At 44.3% G+C, this 18,377-nt stretch carries 14 protein-coding genes and 1 pseudogene; 14 read left to right on the top strand and 1 reads right to left on the bottom strand.

Features of this window, described 5'->3' with window-relative positions; genetic code table 11:
• Nucleotides 1-635 precede the first annotated feature (635 nt).
• Complete coding sequence (locus GKR41_RS02985) at nucleotides 636-1,643, top strand: RluA family pseudouridine synthase (RefSeq protein ID WP_226809696.1); 1,008 nt, start codon at nucleotides 636-638, stop codon at nucleotides 1,641-1,643.
• Nucleotides 1,624-2,280, top strand: coding sequence for an HAD-IA family hydrolase (locus GKR41_RS02980; protein WP_226809695.1), 657 nt, complete (start codon nucleotides 1,624-1,626; stop codon nucleotides 2,278-2,280). The genes GKR41_RS02985 and GKR41_RS02980 overlap by 20 nt, the downstream gene beginning before the upstream one ends.
• Before the next feature lie 935 nt (nucleotides 2,281-3,215).
• On the opposite strand, the gene GKR41_RS02975 is transcribed toward GKR41_RS02980, so the two are convergent.
• Complete coding sequence (locus GKR41_RS02975; RefSeq protein ID WP_226809694.1) at nucleotides 3,216-3,857, bottom strand: Maf family nucleotide pyrophosphatase; 642 nt, start codon at nucleotides 3,855-3,857, stop codon at nucleotides 3,216-3,218.
• A 684-nt stretch (nucleotides 3,858-4,541) separates the two neighbouring features.
• Between GKR41_RS02975 and rpmF the strand changes: the two genes are divergently transcribed.
• The 12 genes and pseudogenes from rpmF to rnc all read left to right on the top strand — a co-directional run.
• Nucleotides 4,542-4,721 (top strand): 50S ribosomal protein L32, encoded by a 180-nt coding sequence (gene rpmF / locus GKR41_RS02970; RefSeq protein ID WP_226809693.1) that lies wholly within the window; start codon nucleotides 4,542-4,544, stop codon nucleotides 4,719-4,721.
• Nucleotides 4,722-4,840: 119 nt separating this feature from the next.
• Nucleotides 4,841-5,833: a phosphate acyltransferase PlsX gene (gene plsX / locus GKR41_RS02965; protein ID WP_420885649.1), complete on the top strand. Its 993-nt coding sequence runs from the start codon at nucleotides 4,841-4,843 to the stop codon at nucleotides 5,831-5,833.
• 146 nt (nucleotides 5,834-5,979) lie between these two features.
• Nucleotides 5,980-6,963, top strand: a complete 984-nt coding sequence (locus tag GKR41_RS02960; protein WP_226809692.1) for a beta-ketoacyl-ACP synthase III — start codon at nucleotides 5,980-5,982, stop codon at nucleotides 6,961-6,963.
• Nucleotides 6,964-7,042: 79 nt separating this feature from the next.
• A complete protein-coding gene (gene fabD / locus GKR41_RS02955) occupies nucleotides 7,043-7,975 on the top strand; it encodes an ACP S-malonyltransferase (RefSeq protein ID WP_226809691.1) in 933 nt (310 codons plus the stop codon).
• 47 nt (nucleotides 7,976-8,022) lie between these two features.
• Nucleotides 8,023-8,772: a 3-oxoacyl-ACP reductase FabG gene (gene fabG / locus GKR41_RS02950; RefSeq protein ID WP_226809690.1), complete on the top strand. Its 750-nt coding sequence runs from the start codon at nucleotides 8,023-8,025 to the stop codon at nucleotides 8,770-8,772.
• 131 nt (nucleotides 8,773-8,903) lie between these two features.
• Complete coding sequence (gene acpP, locus GKR41_RS02945) at nucleotides 8,904-9,143, top strand: acyl carrier protein (RefSeq protein WP_226810244.1); 240 nt, start codon at nucleotides 8,904-8,906, stop codon at nucleotides 9,141-9,143.
• A gap of 102 nt (nucleotides 9,144-9,245) precedes the next feature.
• Nucleotides 9,246-10,484: a beta-ketoacyl-ACP synthase II gene (fabF, locus tag GKR41_RS02940; RefSeq protein WP_226809689.1), complete on the top strand. Its 1,239-nt coding sequence runs from the start codon at nucleotides 9,246-9,248 to the stop codon at nucleotides 10,482-10,484.
• Nucleotides 10,485-10,849: 365 nt separating this feature from the next.
• Complete coding sequence (gene rpoE / locus GKR41_RS02935) at nucleotides 10,850-11,449, top strand: RNA polymerase sigma factor RpoE (protein ID WP_226809688.1); 600 nt, start codon at nucleotides 10,850-10,852, stop codon at nucleotides 11,447-11,449.
• Nucleotides 11,450-12,767: 1,318 nt separating this feature from the next.
• Nucleotides 12,768-14,270, top strand: coding sequence for a DegQ family serine endoprotease (locus tag GKR41_RS02930; protein WP_226809687.1), 1,503 nt, complete (start codon nucleotides 12,768-12,770; stop codon nucleotides 14,268-14,270).
• A gap of 291 nt (nucleotides 14,271-14,561) precedes the next feature.
• Nucleotides 14,562-16,355 carry a translation elongation factor 4 gene (lepA, locus tag GKR41_RS02925; protein ID WP_226809686.1) on the top strand — a complete coding sequence of 598 codons (1,794 nt, stop codon included), beginning with the start codon at nucleotides 14,562-14,564 and terminating at the stop codon, nucleotides 16,353-16,355.
• 17 nt (nucleotides 16,356-16,372) lie between these two features.
• Nucleotides 16,373-17,284, top strand: coding sequence for a signal peptidase I (lepB, locus tag GKR41_RS02920; RefSeq protein ID WP_226809685.1), 912 nt, complete (start codon nucleotides 16,373-16,375; stop codon nucleotides 17,282-17,284).
• 50 nt (nucleotides 17,285-17,334) lie between these two features.
• Nucleotides 17,335-18,072 (top strand): annotated as a pseudogene (gene rnc / locus GKR41_RS03990) (ribonuclease III); the annotation flags it as partial.
• Between the last annotated feature and the right edge of the window lie 305 nt (nucleotides 18,073-18,377).

Here is an 18,377-nt window from a genome sequence, read left to right as displayed (position 1 = left end):
TGGTAAGAATTTCCTTGGCTGGCACACGAGTAAACGAAAGAGTAGCGTACCGCGGGTATCTTCTGCGAATAAATTAAAAGCACAGCATAGAAAAACCCGGTAGGTAATCCCGGTAGGCAATGCAAGGCACATCACGTAATTAAATGCTTAAAGCCCGGCATCAAACCGTAAGCTCAGCATTAAACCGTATGAGTCACCTCTACCTAATCGGTAGCTATAACACAAATGCACGCGAAGGAGAGCTTCGGATTACGGACAACTAATTCCGTAATCCGGGTGTTTTTCTTATTCGCGTATACCTCCGCTCGATCTGACTGCTTTTCGCATGCTAATCACAATCCACACAGCTTACACGTGCTATATTGGTCAATGTAAAGTGCTGTGAGTTAGATGCAAAACTCTTTATAACCAAAATTTCCGTTACCGAATTATCGTTGACGATGCCGAATTCACCTGTGGGCGATATCCCTGCGCCGCGTAACGATATGCGTGCAACTTGCTGCCCTTATATTCCAGGCAAGCAGCTAGCCTGGTATGCGAGATAGCATAACAACGGGTTTCTTACATTGAATAGCCCGTCTCCTATCAGGAGCGCCGCTATAAACGCATAGCTTATCTTATAAAGTATATTCAGAATGAATGAGTTAGGCAAAATTTCAAGAGATGCTGTTCCGGATTATCGTGTTTTGCGGATAAATGTGGATGACACGTCATCTGGCCAAAGAATTGACAATTTCCTTCTACGCATATACAAAAAAATTCCTAAAAGTCACATTTATCGGATTCTGCGAAGCGGCGAAGTGCGAGTTAATACAGGCAGAATAGACGCCTCATACCGGCTGAAGTTTGGTGATATCGTACGTGTTCCTCCAATATGGAAACAGCTATCTAGCGTCGCAGCAAGCGCGCCAGCTGCGACGTTCCCGGTACTATATGAGGATGACTACCTGATTGCATTAAATAAGCCAACAGATATCGCAGTACATGGCGGCAGCGGAGTGAATTTTGGTGTGATCGAGCAAATGCGAGCAGCACGCCCTCATGCAAGCATGCTTGAACTAGTTCACCGGCTTGATCGAGGAACATCTGGTGTACTGTTGCTAGCCAAGAAACGTGCTGCGCTTATTGGCCTACACGATCAGATGCGTACGGGCCGGATAGATAAGCGATACCTGGTGTGCGCATATGGCGCATGGCCAGCAGAGTGGGGTGTACGCCATTCGGTAAAAGCACCTTTGTACAAGTACTTGGGTGCTGATGGTAAACGGCGCGTTCGCGTGCAGCTTGATGGATTAGCCTCGCATACAATCCTCAACCTGCGACAGCGTTTGGGTAATTATTTACTATTAGAGGTGAAGCTTCAGACTGGTAGAACACACCAGATTCGCGTGCATCTTGCGCATTTGCGCTTACCAATTGTTGGTGACGATAAGTATGGAAATTTTTTGTTAAACAAATTGCACGCTCGTCCCGGTGCTAAGCCAGGATTAAGTCGCATGTTCCTTCATGCGTGGCATCTAAACATTAAGCACCCAGCTCATGGCGCGCCTCTAACCTTCGAGGCGCCATTGCCAGAGGAATGCGCTATCTTTCTGCAACAATTAACGGATATGTTAAGTGTAAATGACACGAAAACAGTTTAATTTAATCGTATTCGATTGGGATGGAACGCTTATAGATTCAACCCCACACATTATTCGCAGTATCCAGCGAGCATGTCAAGACCTGGGCTTTCCGGTACCTGACTCAGCATCAGCGAGCTATATTATTGGACTGGAATTACATGATGCGCTACAGATCGCTGTACCCGCACTCGATCCAAGCCAATATTTTCTTCTTGCTGAACGCTACCGGGTTCATTATCTGAGCGGTGATCTTCACATTAAATTATTCCCCGGTGTTCGAGAGATGTTAAATGAATTATGCGCTGCGGATTATTTACTAGCAATAGCGACCGGTAAATCACGGGGTGGGTTGAACCGCGCATTAAACTTAGTACAATTGATGACGATGTTCGATGCAACTCGCTGCGCGGATGAGTCTTTCTCAAAGCCGCATCCAGCAATGCTGCATTCGTTGATGCAAGAATTGGGGCAAGATGCTGCGCGTACTTTGATGATTGGTGATACAACACACGATTTACAGATGGCGTCTAACGCTGGAATTGCTGCTGTGGCAGTATCTTATGGCGCTCATCCAGCCGAGAAATTGGGAAAGCTAAAGCCTAACTTTTGCGCTAGAGATGTCGAATCGCTAGCGCATTGGTTGCACGAGCACTAATGCATTAGGGAGTGTATGCGGATTATAGTGACAAAATCATTTTGTCACTATAATCCGCATAACTGCACGATCTAAGCGATGCATATAGGTCCAGTATAGTCAGTTGAGAGAAAATTCTCTAATAATGTAGGAGTATAAGATCTATACATTGAGCACAATACGATTTTTTTCAAAAAATTCGCTATTAGTACGCAGTGTAGCTATTTCCATTTCCAATAAGATCCGATGGGGTTGTACCCGATAAGGCTCAAGCTAGTATTATCGATTGGCCTTAGTCTAGTAAGCGGGCACTACTAATGTTGATTTCCAAGCCCAATAATGGTATCGAGAATATGTGACGTTTTGCGAAATATGCCTTGATCTATGATGGCGAGAGAGTGATAAAATCATGGTATGCGTAGTTTATTTATAAAATGAAATAAAACTATACTAAGCTAAGATAGTAGAAAAAACTAAGTGTATTTCAGGTAATTTCCAGATGATAGTAAGAGTACTAAAATCATAATATAGATTCACTGGTACTCTAGCTATGCCGATCAATAGCTCTCAAGAATCAAGAAACCAGATATTTTTAATATACAGGTGATGAAAGTCATTACTTTTATATGTAATTGAAAGTGTTCAGCTATTTGGTGATTAATGATACACACAACACCCTCTGCACAAGACGCTATTTTCATCCGGCAGCGCTAGCAGAACAAGGCTATCTTTAACTATTAGTAGATCTTGACACTCGCTTTGCATTGACATTCAATTCGTCGGATATTAATGTCTAGTCCGTATTGAAATAAACTTATTTGTAGAAAACTTTATGTAATTTTCGCACTTTGACGACATATGGTAATGTGTGCGATGTAAGCAATCTATAGTTTTGGAAAGATGCTAGTGCTGTAGCAGCAATAATGTATTTGTAGGTCCTAATCAAAGAAAGTAGCTCATATGTCTAGCCCTTTAGTAGAGGGGTCGGTGGTATTAAATAATGCTACGCCAGCCTCGCGTAGCATATTGGTTAATGCGATTAACGGCAGGCCTACTAAAGCAGTAGGGTCGCTACTGTCAACCTCTTCCAGCAAGGCAATACCAAGTCCTTCGGATTTAGTGCTACCGGCTACGTTATAGGGCCGCTCTATCTTCAAATAAGCATCTAATTCAATATCGGACAAGTTCCGAAATCGTACCCGCGTGATAACATCCACACAACGCTGTATATCGTTGTGTGGATCATAAAGGCACACCGCGGTATGAAAGTGAACATTACGACCTCGCATCATACGAAGCTGCTCTAGGGCGCTTATATGGTCTTCTGGCTTGTTAATTTTCCGTCCAGCAAGCGTTGCAACCTGATCCGAGCCGATCACTAACGCATTGCGCCGGCTTACAGCTACGGTGCGAGCCTTTGATTCGGCTAGTCGTAGGGCGGTATCAGACGGCTTCTCATGAGGAAATGCAGTTTCATCAATAGATGGTGCCTCAACGTCGAAAGTTATGCGCAACCGATTAAGCAATGCACGCCGATATGGTGAGCTAGAGGCGAGAATAAGCTGCCGAGTGGAGCTCGGCGTGATTATAGAATGCATGTTGGCGAAATCAGTCTGAAATACACGATTTAACTGCGGATAGCACCTGGCTCATACACCAGATGCCAGCTAAGCACCTAGTACGTAAAGGCAATAAAACGATAATGATTTTGTATCTATGAGACCATAAACGCCAAACTACAGTAGCTTGTTGTATCTAGCTTTGTTTATTAGAGTGAGAGGTTTAAGTGGCAACGTATGAGATAAGCGGGGGGGGTTTAATAGATTATGAGATAGCGTTCATCATCATAAATAGATCTAGTAATAGTTTCAATAAGTGATAGAGTTTGGAATGCGTAAATTGACTTAGTTAGCAGCCAATTACTGGCAGATGAGTTAACTCCTTACGTTTATGATGCATACTTCATTAATTCGATTTTCTAGAATTAACAAAAAAATAAATAAAAAATCTTTTTATGGCCAGTTAGGGCATATAGTTCGATTTAGATACACAGGATCCACTATTGTCGAACCTACATATTGTTACAGAGAAACAAACTACAACGAGTATATCTATTTGCCACGCTCGAAATACCTATGGGCACAAGTGAAAGTCTGTGCTAACGCCTTAGTATGAGTAAACTTTCTGCAGCAGTCAGTTTGATCTGGGTAATATATTACAATATATATTTAGGCCGGTGAAGTAGTGGGTTATGTTAAAATGATCGAAATTTTGGAGCTACCATGGCAGTTCAGCAAAATAAAAAATCCCCATCAAAGCGCGGTATGCACCGTTCACACGATTTTCTGGATGTATTGCCACTAGCGATTGAGCCGAGCACTGGTGAAATTCATCTGCGTCACCATATTAGTCCGAATGGTTACTATCGCGGAAAAAAGGTCGTTAAGCCTAAAAGCGATTAACTATTTAGCAGCAATAGTCGCCCGATTTACCTTTCTCTTACAAGTAGATTACCTTATTCGTTAAATAAAAAAGCGGCATTAATATGCCGCTTTTTTATGTCTAAGATTTCCAGCATCCCATGACTACAATAAAGATCGCAATCGACTGCATGGGAGGTGACTACGGTCCAACCGTTACAGTTCCTGCCGCAGTTAGTTTCGTTCGGGCACATCCAGATGTGCAACTTGTGTTGGTAGGCTTGCCGGATTTAATCCGAACGCAGCTCAATCGATATAAGACATTTGACATGCTCACACTATCTATCATCGGCGCGAGTGGGGTCATTGCAATGGATGACTCCGTCGAAGTCGCTCTACGCAAGAAAAGGGATTCGTCAATGCGTGTCGCCCTGAATTTAGTGAAGGAGGGTCGTGCGCAAGCATGCATTTCAGCAGGTAACACGGGCGCTTTGATGGCGGTGTCGCGGTACGTTCTTAAAACATTAGCTGGAATCGATCGACCCGCAATTGCTTGCGCCCTGCCGAACCAGAAGGGATATACCACGATGTTAGACTTAGGCGCGAATGTTGACTGCGGTCCTCATAACTTGTTGCAATTCGCTGAAATGGGCCATGCACTTGTGTCTGCGATTGATGGCAAGGACCGCCCATCGATTGGGTTACTAAACATTGGCGAAGAAGTAATTAAGGGAAACGATATTATCAAGCGTGCTGGCGAACTGCTGCGCGCAAGCGCACTCAATTTTCACGGAAATGTCGAAGGAAGCGATATTTACAAAGGTATGATCGACGTGATTGTTTGCGATGGTTTTGTCGGTAATGTTGCATTAAAAACATCCGAAGGACTCGCGAAGATGTTTGCCGATATTATTCGTGAAGAGTTTAGTCGCTCATGGGCTACGAAGCTTATAGCACTGCTTGCACTACCAGTGTTATCCCGTTTTAAAAAGAGGGTTGATGTGCGTCAGTACAATGGCGCTGCGCTGCTTGGATTGCGCGGCTTGGTGATTAAAAGTCACGGTGCAGCAGATGCGCACGCGTTTGAGTGGGCTATCAAACGCGGATATGATGCTATCAAAAACGGTGCTCTGCAGCGTCTAAATAAAATCTAAGGAAAATACCGCTCTCCTTGCTCGTACTGCTAACAGCGCTTTTGGTGAATCTCATATATCTGATACACAAATGCTTTTGAATGCGACTACTAGCAGCCCCGAAAAATCGGCACTCAGACGTTGGTCAAGTTATCCTCGAATGTATAATGGCTTATTCTTACTCGCGTGTTCTTGGTACTGGTAGCTATCTTCCGCGGATTTATGTCACTAATCAGATGCTAGCTAAACGGCTTGCGCAGAATGGAATTGAGACAAGCGATGAATGGATTGTAGCGCGGACTGGGATTCATTCTCGTTATTTTGCTGCGCCTGATCAGACCACCAGTGACCTTGCATTGATAGCTGCACAGCGCGCGATAGTAGCGGCTAGTATTGACTTTCAGGCGATCGAACTAATTATTGTCGCTACATCAACGCCCGATTTCATATTCCCGAGCACAGCTTGCCTGGTTCAGGATAAGCTTGGTATACGTAATGGCAGTGCAGCATTCGACGTGCAAGCGGTTTGCTCAGGGTTTGCGTATGCGCTAGCGGTAGCTGATGGGTTAATCCGCGGCGGCACGTATCGTAATGCTCTAGTGATTGGTGCTGAAACTTTTTCTCGGCTACTTGATTTTAGAGATCGGACTACTTGCGTACTATTCGGCGATGGTGCTGGTGCTGTCGTGCTTACCGAATCAGATCGTCCGGGGATGTTAGCTAGCGCGCTCCACGCTGACGGCAGCTATGCGCACATCTTGTGTGCGCCGGGCCATGTTAATGGTGGCGTTATTCAAGGTAGTGCGCTGCTGCATATGGATGGGCCCGCAGTATTTAAACTTGCAGTAAACGTACTTGAGAAGGTGGCACGAGAAGCGCTGACTAAAGCCAATATGTCTGCGGACCAAATCGATTGGCTAATTCCGCATCAGGCTAATATCCGGATTATGTACGGCACATGCCGAAAGCTTGGGTTACCAGTAGAGCGTATGATTGTAACGCTTGGTGAACATGGAAATACTTCGGCTGCATCAATTCCGCTAGCACTGGATGTGGCGGTCCGTGATGGACGCGTCAAATCTGGCGACCGAGTGTTAATCGAAGGCGTTGGTGGGGGATTTACCTGGGGCGCAGTAATTATTTGCATGTAAACTTGTTATGGCATAAAAGTGCTTATTGCGCCCTTTCACCCTTTCACCACATGCTGTTTCTACTTTTTTCGAGACCGATATGAAGTTCGCGTTCATTTTTCCCGGACAAGGTTCGCAATCAGTCGGTATGCTTGACGTATTCGGCGATCATCCTGTCGTGAAAGAGACGCTTGAGGAAGCATCTGATATATTATGCCAGGATGTTAGGCATTTGATTGCACATGGATCGGCCGATCAACTGAACTTAACTATCTATACGCAGCCGGTAATGCTTTCTGCGGCATATGCGATTTACCGCGTGTGGAGGCAGGCCGGAGGCGAGGTACCAGTAGTTGTTGCTGGCCATAGCCTAGGCGAATATACAGCGCTAGTTGCTGCGGATGCGATTACATTTCGCGATGCAGTGTTGCTAGTACGTTTTCGTGCAGAGGCGATGCAGCAGGCCGTGCAAAAGCAGGCTGGGGGAATGGCGGTAATCCTAGGACTGAATAATAACACCGTGCTCGAGGCTTGCGCTGACGCAGGATCTGTTGGCATCGTCGAGGCGGTTAATTTCAACGCACCAACACAGATCGTTATTGCAGGCCATATGATAGCCGTAGAAAAGGCATGTAAAATTGCTAAAGCTAAAGGCGCGAAGCGCGCGGTATTACTACCGGTATCGGCACCCTTTCATTCGTCTCTACTCAAACCAGCGTCTGAGCATTTGCGAGAATATCTAGCTAATGTCATCGTACGCGTGCCGCAGATTCCACTGATTAATAATGTTGATGTAGCAATAGTCTCAGATCCGATTGGAATAAAAGATGCGCTCGTACGCCAGGCGGCTTCGCCTGTACGATGGGTGGAATGTGTGCGCTTGATCGCTGCACAGAAGATTACGCATGTGATCGAGTGCGGCCCCGGAAAAGTACTATCCGGGATGACGCGATGTATTGATTCTAACCTGGTGAGTAGCGCAATCGCTGATCCAGCGTCCATTAATGAGACGCTGGAACTATTGAGGTATTGAATTCCTATCGCCCGCAGAATTTATCATTAATTCGGAGATAAGACGAAATGGGGAAATTGCTCGATAAACAAATTGCATTGGTTACTGGTGTGTCGCGTGGCATCGGCCGCTCAATTGCTCTAATGCTTGGTCGTGCTGGTGCGACGATAATTGGTACTACTAGGTCTAATAGTAGCTCATCTTTAATGAATAACATGCTGCGCGCTGATGATATTGTTGGTCGTTGTGTAGTACTAAACGTTGATGATAGCAGCGCAGTCGATGCGTTAGTTGACTCAGTAGTTAAAGAGTTCGGGACATTGAACATCCTTGTAAATAATGCTGGTATTACGCAGGATCAGCTTGCCATACGAATGCAAGACAACGAGTGGGATGCGGTAATTAATACTAACCTTAAGGCCACATTTTGCCTGTCGCGCGCCGTGTTACGACCAATGATTAAGGCGCGTGTCGGGCGCATTATTAGCATTACATCGGTTGTTGGTTCAACCGGTAATTCAGGTCAAGTTAATTACGCAGCAGCCAAGGCGGGAGTAGCTGGAATGACGCGAGCGTTAGCACGCGAGATTGGTAGCCGCAACATTACTGTAAACTGTGTGGCACCGGGTTTTATTGATACAGATATGACCCGTATGATGCCAGAAGTCCAGCGAGCAACACTCCACACTCAGATTCCATTAGGCCGACTAGGTACGCCTGAAGACGTCGCTAACGCAGTTGTATTTCTCGCTTCGGCACAGGCTGGATATATTACGGGCACGACCTTACACGTCAATGGTGGCATGTATATGTGCTAACAGGTACTTACAATGCTCACCACAATGCTGTAAGCATTGTGAGGGTGCAATTGCGCCTCATTTTGATGCCGGATAAACCTGATAAAATGCGCGCACTTGCATTTTTGAACTCATTTTCCCTGGAGGGATGCATGGACAGTATGGAACAGCGTGTTAAGAAAATCGTCGCAGAGCAGCTCGGTGTAGCTGAGGCGGAAATCAAGAACGAGGCCTCTTTTATCAACGATTTAGGCGCTGATTCGCTCGATACTGTTGAACTTGTAATGGCTCTAGAAGATGAGTTCAGTATTGAGATTCCGGATGAGGAGGCCGAAAATATTACGACAGTCCAGCAGGCAATCGACTACGCAAGGATTCACGTTAAAGTTTGAGAATTTATATTTTAGAGTTTCGTGGATCACAGCCACAGGGCTTACGGAGTTCCGTGTAGCTTCTGTGGCTTTTAATTTTAGTTCTCTATCAAAGGAAATATCTTGAGCGGTCGTCGTGTAGTAGTTACCGGCCTAGGACTAATTTCGCCCGTTGGTAATAACGTTGCCGACGGTTGGGCGATCTTGGTCGCTGGTAAATCGGGGATTGCTAATATTACGAAGTTTGACGCGTCGAATTTTTCAACGCGTTTTGCTGGTGAAGTTAAGAACTTTAATATTGAGGATTATATGGTGGCCAAAGAAACCCGCCATATGGATGCGTTCATCCACTACGGTTTTGCAGCTGGTGTTCAGGCTATGACAGACGCTGGCATCGACACCGAAAGTGAGGATTTAGAACGTATAGGTGTTGTTATTGGCTCAGGTATTGGCGGTCTGCCAATGATCGAAGTGACGCAAACTGAAATGCTTAGTCGCGGACCACGGAGGATTTCCCCCTTTTTTGTTCCAGCCTCGATCATTAATATGATTTCAGGTCATTTATCAATACGTTACGGCCTGAAGGGTCCAAACTTGGCGATGGTAACCGCATGTACGACGGGACTACATTGTATCGGCGAGGCAGCGAGGCTGATTGAATACGGTGATGCCGACGTGATGCTAGCCGGTGGTGCCGAAGCGGCTGTGTCTCCGCTAGGCATCGGTGGATTTGCTGCAGCTCGCGCGCTATCGCGTCGCAATGATGATCCGTCTACTGCTAGTCGTCCGTGGGATAAAGATCGTGACGGCTTCGCATTAGGTGAGGGTGCTGGCGTTATGGTGCTTGAGGAATACGAGCGTGCAAAGGCGCGAGGCGCGAATATTTATGCCGAAGTCGCTGGATATGGCATGAGTGCTGACGCTTACCATATAACATCGCCGCTCGAGGATGGCGACGGAGCGCGTCGTTGTATGCTAGCGGCGTTAAAGAACGCTCGAGTAAATTTAGATGAAGTCCACTATCTAAATGCACATGGCACATCAACGCTATTGGGTGATCTAGCAGAGACCATCGGCATTAAGCGCGCCTTCGGTGACCACGTAAAGCACATGGTCGTAAATTCGACAAAATCGATGACCGGCCACTTGCTAGGTGGTGCGGGTGGATTGGAATCAGTATTTACTGTGTTAGCTATTCATTACCAGATATCGCCGCCGACAATCAATATTTTTAATCAAGATCCGGAGTGTGACCTGGATTATTGTGCAAATAATGCGAGAGATATGCAGATTAATGTCGCCTTAAAGAACTCGTTTGGCTTCGGTGGAACGAATGGGACATTAGTATTTAAGCGTGTTTAATAACAGATAGCACTGCTGCACTGGAAATTACATTAATACTATCGCTCTAAGAGCATAAGTTATTTATGTTTTAGTAATGCTTAGCAGCGCTAGGCATTACTAAAAATGCATACCAATAACAGTACACTGCATCCTTAGGTATTTATGTCTTCTTAAAGTTGTGCTTCATGCATTCTAATGCATAGGTAGCAGAACGCAATTGAAATAGCCCATCGGATAGCACTATCATATTAGTGTTAGTGCTATCCGATGGGCTATTTATCGCTGGTATCCTCGCAGGATTTTTATTTCTAGGCTTGCTTAACTAAAAATATACCTCAATAGAATCTTTGCAGTCGAAATCTATACAACAACGGATTTTTCAGGTGAGCGAAAAAGAAATCGATCAAGCATTAGTCGAGCGCATACAACAGGGTGACAAAGCTTCGTTTAACCTCTTGGTTGCTAAACACCACCGTAAGATCATTAGGCTGATTTCTCGTCTCGTACGAGATCCAGCTGAAGTTGAAGACGTTGTGCAGGATGCGTTTATTAGAGCATATCGAGCACTTCCACAATTTCGAGGCGAGTCTGCATTCTATGCGTGGCTGCATAGAATCGCCGTCAACACCGCAAAGAACTATCTTTCAACGCAGGGGCGACGTGTGCCAACATCTACTACAGTGGATATAGATGGGGCTGCAACTTTCTCTGACACTGCCTCTCTAAAAGATATCAATACTCCCGAATCAGTGTTAATGAGTAAGCAGATCGCTCAAACAGTCAACACTGCTATAGCGGTGTTATCTAGAGAATTGCGAATAGCGATTATTCTGCGAGAGATCGAGGGATTAAGCTATGAGGAAATTGCTAAGATGATAAAGTGCCCAATCGGTACTGTTCGATCTCGGATTTTCCGGGCTCGCGAATCTATTGCAAAAAGGTTGAGACCGTTACTAGATCCACCAATAGGAAAACGATGGTAGGGTAGAAAGGAACAAACAGAACCTACAAGGTTGACGGTTAAACTAGAGAAAATTATAAAATATATACCATAGTAGCTAAATTAGCCCGAAAGTAACAGGGAAATTTTCGATCGTATTCCTAGATATAGGAAATCGTAGAAAGATGATAGATATACAATAGTAAACACACATCGCCTAGGTTTACAGGTTTCCTGTCAATGCTATATGCTACAAAATAGATTTTTTATCTGATCGGTGTTTTCTGCATAAATCACCATTAGATGATTATGTTAGCGAAGCAATATGCGGTGAAGATTAGCATGACAGCGCTGTATTTCTAGTTTTTAAAATAAAAAGCTTTGGAAATGAAAACTTGCTAACCACATGACTTAGGTCATGTGGGGATATGATTAGGTCCAACTCCAGCGAGTAACAGCGTTCGGGAAGATATGGGCATGTTTATATATAATATGGATTAATCAATATTTAGCGGAGAAAACATACTGTTGCGCTGCTGCCGAATTTAGCTATACGATTTTGCTTTGCGAGACTATGGTTTCTACGTTGAAATTATCTGATTGATAATACATTTTCTAATCAATACGAGACAGCTAATTAGCTGAAATTATATTCATATCAAGCGGTGTGACCATAGATCCACGAGTAATTTTTATCTAAAGGTGATTGTGCGGTAAATTTATCGCATATTTTGTAGAAATAGTGATAATTATGTACTCGACCAAGTCTATATTGCTTGCTTCTAAAGATATGCATATGCAAATATGCAAGCATGAAGAAAATTAAGTATTTTATAGGTAGTAGGTTATATAAATAGTAAGAAAACTAATGTACTATTTCGCAAGCAGTTATTAGATGAGGATAGTAAGTACTTAGAAAATTGCTTGTTATAGGGGGGGCTCAGTTGGTGTAATGGTAAGCAGAATCTTATGAATCCATGAATACCTATAGAACGTACCAATATAGAGATGGTAAGATAATAAATCGTGGAATTATATTCCAAAATTTCTCAGTGTGTAGAGACTTCGTTGGCTGATAATTTATCTGATCTATCAGCGTTGACTACTGTCAATAGTTTGGCAGTGTTTTCTGATAAAATTTATGTGATCTCAATTTTTGTCGAGCCATATGTAAACAAAATTCCTGAGAAAAAGCCTCTAGTGCAAGTTTGGCTACACATATCCCAGTCAGGCGCAATAGTAATTATTAGATTCCATGTACGGCGGAGTGTCGATGATTATGCTTTTATAGTTCATTTCTTCTATAGAATAGAAGACTCCTCGATCGAGGTCTTGCACGGTTTTTTCTTTTTGTTGACAATATGAGTATTTATCCGGTGCGCAGATTCCTGCTCGCGGTTTTTATAACCATCTGTATTCCGTTAGTGTACCTGTGCGCAGCTGGTGCACCACCTGCCTCTAACCTGCCAGATTTTACTGACCTAGTTGATAAAGTAGGTCCAGCAGTTATCAATATTCGTACCGCTACGCATGCGCAACAGCGGAGTTTGACAAGCCCACCTTTGGGTCTAGAGGAAGGCGAGATGTCTGAATTTTTCAGACGATTCTTTGGAATTCCGTTACCACAACAGCCAGGCAAACCAGACTCTTCTCACGGAGGAGATGGGGGTTTAGAAGATCCAGCAGATTCCGAGCAAAGCAGTGGCGTAGGATCGGGTTTTATTTTGTCATCTAATGGCTATGTGATGACTAATGCGCACGTGGTACACGATGCGGATACTATTTATGTAACTTTAACTGATAAACGTGAATTCAAAGCAAAGTTAATCGGCGTAGATGAGCGTACCGACGTCGCGCTTGTGAAGATTGATGCGGAAAATCTGCCGACGGTAATAATTAGCGATTCGAATAAAGTCCGAGTTGGAGAATGGGTTGTAGCAATCGGCTCCCCATTTGGACTAGAGAATACGGTTACCGCTGGCATTGTTAGTGCGAAGGGGCGTGATACCGGAGATTATTTACCATTTATTCAAACTGATGTTGCAGTTAATCCAGGAAATTCGGGTGGGCCATTAATTAATATGAAGGGCGAAGTAATTGGCATCAACTCGCAAATCTATAGCCGTACCGGCGGTTATATGGGAATCTCTTTTGCTATTCCGATCGATGAGGCAATTCGCGTTTCAGATCAGTTGAAGATTAATGGGCGTGTCGTACGAGGTCGTATCGCAGTATCAATTAGTGAGGTCACTAAAGAAGTATCAGAATCTCTAGGTCTAGCTAAGACTAAGGGTGCGCTAGTATCCAGCGTCGAGATAAATGGCTCAGCCGATAAAGCCGGCGTACAACCAGGAGACATTATCCTGAAGTTTAATGGGCGCAATGTAAATACAGCGACAGACCTGCCGAGGATGATTGGTGAAACTAAGCCCGGTATTCGGGCGACGCTAACTATTTGGCGTAAAGGAAAAATAAAAGATTTTTTAGTTGTTATATCTGAGATGCAGCCGGACATAACGATGAAGGCAAAAACTAGTCGGCATGCTCCATCGCACGATCACGAATTTAACCAACTTGGGCTAGCTATCAGCGATCTATCGCCAGAACAACTCAAATCGATGCATTTGACGGGGGGTGTTCAAATTGATGACGTATACGGACCAGGAGTTCACACCGGATTAAAGCGGGGTGATATTATCCTGCGAATCGGCGATACTGACGTTGCGAATACTAAACAATTTGCGCTGCTCATGCAGAAACTCAACCCTCAAAAAAATATTGCTTTACTAGTGCGCCGTGGCGATAACACGCAGTTTATTCCAGTTAAGCCGAGGGCTGCACCAGTACAGAAGTCACGAGAATAGTGTAATGATAAATCAAGACTGGTAAGCGCGCTATCGATCTTGCCTAAACATATTAGGGGATCTATTACTACAGTCGCAATAAGATATGGGATATCTGTATTGCTATTAGGGGGGATATCGAGGCAGTTACATCACGCAGATGATAGCTGATTTATTAGGCAATAGTGTGCTTATCCAGGCTTAATCAGATGCAATTTCGATAAAATGTGCAAATATGTACAATCCTTAATTTTACCGAAATATGTAATCCGCTCTTATTTGCGTCTACCCTTTTTGCTTAATGGGCATTGAATGGGTAATACTCGTAATTTTTCAATCATTGCGCATATCGATCACGGTAAGTCGACGCTCGCTGATAGAATTATCCAATTATGCGGCGGCTTGGCGGCCCGTGAAATAGAAGCGCAAGTACTTGACTCGATGGACCTAGAGCGGGAACGTGGTATTACGATTAAGGCACAGACTGCTGCATTGACCTATCTATCGCGTGATGGTCGCATTTATAACCTAAATCTAATTGATACTCCAGGCCATGTTGACTTTTCCTATGAGGTAAGTCGTTCGCTGTCCGCCTGCGAGGGTGCGCTGCTCGTCGTTGATGCCAGCCAAGGAGTTGAAGCTCAAACCGTTGCAAACTGCTATACCGCTATCGAGTTAGGTCTTGAAGTTGTGCCTGTGCTTAATAAAATAGATCTAGCCGCAGCGAGTGCGCATAACGCGATTTCTGAAATTGAGGATGTAATTGGTATTTCTGCTACAGATGCAGTTCAATGCAGCGCAAAAACTGGCAGAGGTGTACAAGACGTGCTTGAGGTACTCATCGCCAAAGTACCACCTCCCCGAGGCGATGCACAAGCGAGGCTACAAGCGCTAATAATTGACTCGTGGTTCGACAATTACGTAGGTATTGTAATGCTAGTGCGAATTATGAATGGCGCGTTACGCCCGAAGGATAAAATCCGGATGATGGCAACTGGCGCGCAGTATCCGGTCGAGCGTGTAGGCGTATTTACGCCTAAGTCACAAAACCGAAGCATTTTATCTGCGGGTGAGGTAGGATTCGTAATCTCTGGCATTAAGGAATTAACAGCCGCGAAAGTCGGCGACACAATTACTCATTCGACAAAGCCAGCAGCTAAGCCCCTGTCCGGATTCAAAGAGGTCAAACCAAAGGTGTTCGCTGGACTATATCCTGTCAAATCTAACCAGTACAATACGATGCGCGAGTCGCTGGAGAAACTTAAGCTGAACGATGCATCGCTGCAATATGAACCTGAGGTATCTCAAGCGCTAGGCTTCGGCTTTCGCTGTGGCTTCCTAGGTTTGCTACACATGGAGATCGTGCAAGAGCGACTCGAGCGCGAATTTAATATAGATCTGATTACAACTGCGCCAACTGTCATTTATCAAGTACTGATTAAAGATGGCTCAATCATTATGGTTGAAAACCCAGCGAAGATGCCGAAACCATCTGGGATCATCGAGATTCGTGAGCCAATAGTAACTGTAAACTTATATACTCCCCAGGAGTATATCGGTGCTGTGATTAATCTATGTACAAGCAAACGTGGCAATCAGATTAACATGATATATCACAGTCGCCAAGTACAGCTCACATATGAAATACCGATGGCTGAAATTGTTCTGGATTTTTTCGATCGCCTTAAATCTATATCTCGCGGTTATGCATCTATGGACTATGAGTTTAAGGAATATCGGGTATCAGATATGCTTAAGATTGATATGCTAATCAACGGTGACACTGTTGATGCGTTATCAGTGATTGTGCATCGATCACAATCACTGTCTTGGGGTCGTCAGGTAACTTCAAAGATGTGCGAGATCATTCCAAGGCAGATGTATGATGTAGCAATACAGGCAGTTGTCGGTTCGAATATTATTGCGCGAGAAAATATTAAGGCATTACGTAAGAACGTATTAGCAAAGTGCTATGGTGGCGATATTACTCGAAAAAAGAAACTGCTTGAAAAGCAAAAGGAAGGCAAAAAAAGAATGAAGAGAGTTGGTAGTGTCGAGATTCCTCAGGAGGCATTTCTAGCTATTCTTAAAGTCGAAGACAAATAACCCAAAATAGATCCTTCATGAATTTTACGCTTATCTTCTTTATCTTAGTCGTATTAACTGGCATTGTATGGGTGGCAGACAAACTTATTTTTCTACCTCGTCGTCATCGAGCCGCAAGCGCTGTGGTGCACAGATACACTCAAGAACATGGTCGGATAGACAAGCATTTTCTCAGCGAAGATGCTATTCGCGCTCGAGCAAGGCTTCGCGAAGAAAAACTATGCCAACCATGGTGGCTTGAGTATTCGGCAAGTTTCTTTCCAATACTATTAGTAGTATTCTTACTTCGTTCATTTGTTGTCGAACCGTTTAAAATTCCGTCCGGTTCGATGTTACCTACGCTGCTTGTCGGTGACTTTATTTTAGTTAATAAATATAACTACGGGATTCGATTACCGATTATCAACAAGAAGATTACCGCCGGTCAAAATCCACAACGCGGCGATGTTATCGTATTTCGATATCCCAAAAAAGAGTCAATCGCGTATATCAAGCGCGTTGTTGGGTTGCCTGGAGATATAATTTCATATCAAGATAAGCAGCTAAAAATCAATGGTAAAATAGTAGTAGAAACGCCGTTCTCAGATTATCTAGATAATAGTTCGGTGCTATCTGGGCAACCTGCTAAGTACGTTAAGCAGTATATCGAGACGCTCGGTGGTAGGCGTCATGCGTTACTAAATGATCCAACTATACCGCCTTTCTTAATTGAAACAAACGATTATCCTTATCGCAATAATTGTCTTTATAACAGCCACGGCATGATTTGTCAGGTGCCACCAGGCCACTATTTTGTAATGGGCGATAATCGTGATAATAGTGAAGATAGTCGTTACTGGGGTTTTGTACCAGATCGTAATCTTATCGGTCGTGCATTTTTTATTTGGCTTAACTTTTCAAGTTTAAAGCGCATTGGCTTCTTCGAATAAAGCGCGAGAGTTGCTCCACTTAAGCAGTGGACTGCATTATACTTCCACCTATGTCTTTGTCACCGCTGGAAAGCCGACTGCACTATGAATTCCGTAATGCGGAATTGTTGCGGCAGGCTATAACCCACCGAAGCTATAGTGCTACGCATAATGAACGACTTGAATTCCTCGGAGATTCGATTCTCAACTGCGTAGTAGCCGCCCTTTTATTTCAACGTTTTAACAAGCTTGACGAGGGCGATTTGTCTCGAGTTCGGGCACACTTAGTTAAGGAACACTCCCTATACGAGATTGCTCAGACGCTCAATATTTCGGAGGTATTACGGCTTGGTGAGGGAGAGTTTCGTAGCGGCGGATTCCGACGGCCATCAATTTTAGCCGACACGTTTGAGGCACTACTAGGCGCGATTTTTTTAGATGGAGGATTTTACCAAGTTCAAGCCGTAATTAAGCGATTATATGCCCCCATTTTAGACAAAATTAATCCATGTATCTTAGGTAAAGATGCTAAAACACTATTGCAGGAGTATCTTCAGAGCCATAAGATTGCTTTACCGCGCTATGCAATAATCGCGATTGCGGGTGCTGCTCATAAACAACAATTTGAGGTTGAGTGTGCGGTTCCTAAGCTCGACATTAGGGTTTTCGGTACTGGTGTTAGTCGACGCACTGCTGAGCAGACTGCTGCAAGTAAGGCACTCGAAAAAATGATAACGATAGCGCCACACCTGCTCAGCAAGCTAAAACGTCTTCAGGAAACAGAACCCCTTGCTTATCTAGAGCCTAAAAGCGCACAGCTGCGCAGCTCTGGGATGAAGAGAACACTAAATGTTACTAGCGTGTTGGGCCGTAAAGCTAAGCGTCTAGAAAAGCTATCAGGACAAGTAATGCAAGCAATGCGGCCATCAAGTTATGACCATAAGTTCGAGAGTAGCGTAGTGAACCAGGACGCTGTCTCGATTATGACTAATAATAAAGGTCTCACTGTGGTCAGAGCATCTGATGTCTTATTGACGAAGGTAGCTCCAGCCATTACTACGACTACTGCGCTTGATATATCTACCGAGCTGCCTCAGGTGCTTCATGAGATACC

It is taken from the genome of Candidatus Vallotia laricis, from assembly GCF_020541325.1.
GTDB lineage: Bacteria > Pseudomonadota > Gammaproteobacteria > Burkholderiales > Burkholderiaceae > Mycetohabitans > Mycetohabitans laricis.
The sequence above is the reverse complement of the archived record's forward strand: the minus strand, read 5'-3'. Positions and strand labels throughout refer to the sequence as shown.

Excerpts from the sequence above, each read along its gene's own strand:
- GKR41_RS02985 (WP_226809696.1), top strand. The coding sequence starts at position 636 with ATGAATGAGTTAGGCAAAATTTCAAGAGATGCTGTTCCGGATTATCGT.
- GKR41_RS02980 (WP_226809695.1), top strand. The coding sequence starts at position 1,624 with ATGACACGAAAACAGTTTAATTTAATCGTATTCGATTGGGATGGAACG.
- GKR41_RS02975 (WP_226809694.1), bottom strand. The coding sequence starts at position 3,857 with ATGCATTCTATAATCACGCCGAGCTCCACTCGGCAGCTTATTCTCGCC.
- rpmF (WP_226809693.1), top strand. The coding sequence starts at position 4,542 with ATGGCAGTTCAGCAAAATAAAAAATCCCCATCAAAGCGCGGTATGCAC.
- plsX (WP_420885649.1), top strand. The coding sequence starts at position 4,841 with ATGACTACAATAAAGATCGCAATCGACTGCATGGGAGGTGACTACGGT.
- GKR41_RS02960 (WP_226809692.1), top strand. The coding sequence starts at position 5,980 with ATGGCTTATTCTTACTCGCGTGTTCTTGGTACTGGTAGCTATCTTCCG.
- fabD (WP_226809691.1), top strand. The coding sequence starts at position 7,043 with ATGAAGTTCGCGTTCATTTTTCCCGGACAAGGTTCGCAATCAGTCGGT.
- fabG (WP_226809690.1), top strand. The coding sequence starts at position 8,023 with ATGGGGAAATTGCTCGATAAACAAATTGCATTGGTTACTGGTGTGTCG.
- acpP (WP_226810244.1), top strand. The coding sequence starts at position 8,904 with ATGGACAGTATGGAACAGCGTGTTAAGAAAATCGTCGCAGAGCAGCTC.
- GKR41_RS02930 (WP_226809687.1), top strand. The coding sequence starts at position 12,768 with ATGAGTATTTATCCGGTGCGCAGATTCCTGCTCGCGGTTTTTATAACC.
- lepA (WP_226809686.1), top strand. The coding sequence starts at position 14,562 with ATGGGTAATACTCGTAATTTTTCAATCATTGCGCATATCGATCACGGT.
- lepB (WP_226809685.1), top strand. The coding sequence starts at position 16,373 with ATGAATTTTACGCTTATCTTCTTTATCTTAGTCGTATTAACTGGCATT.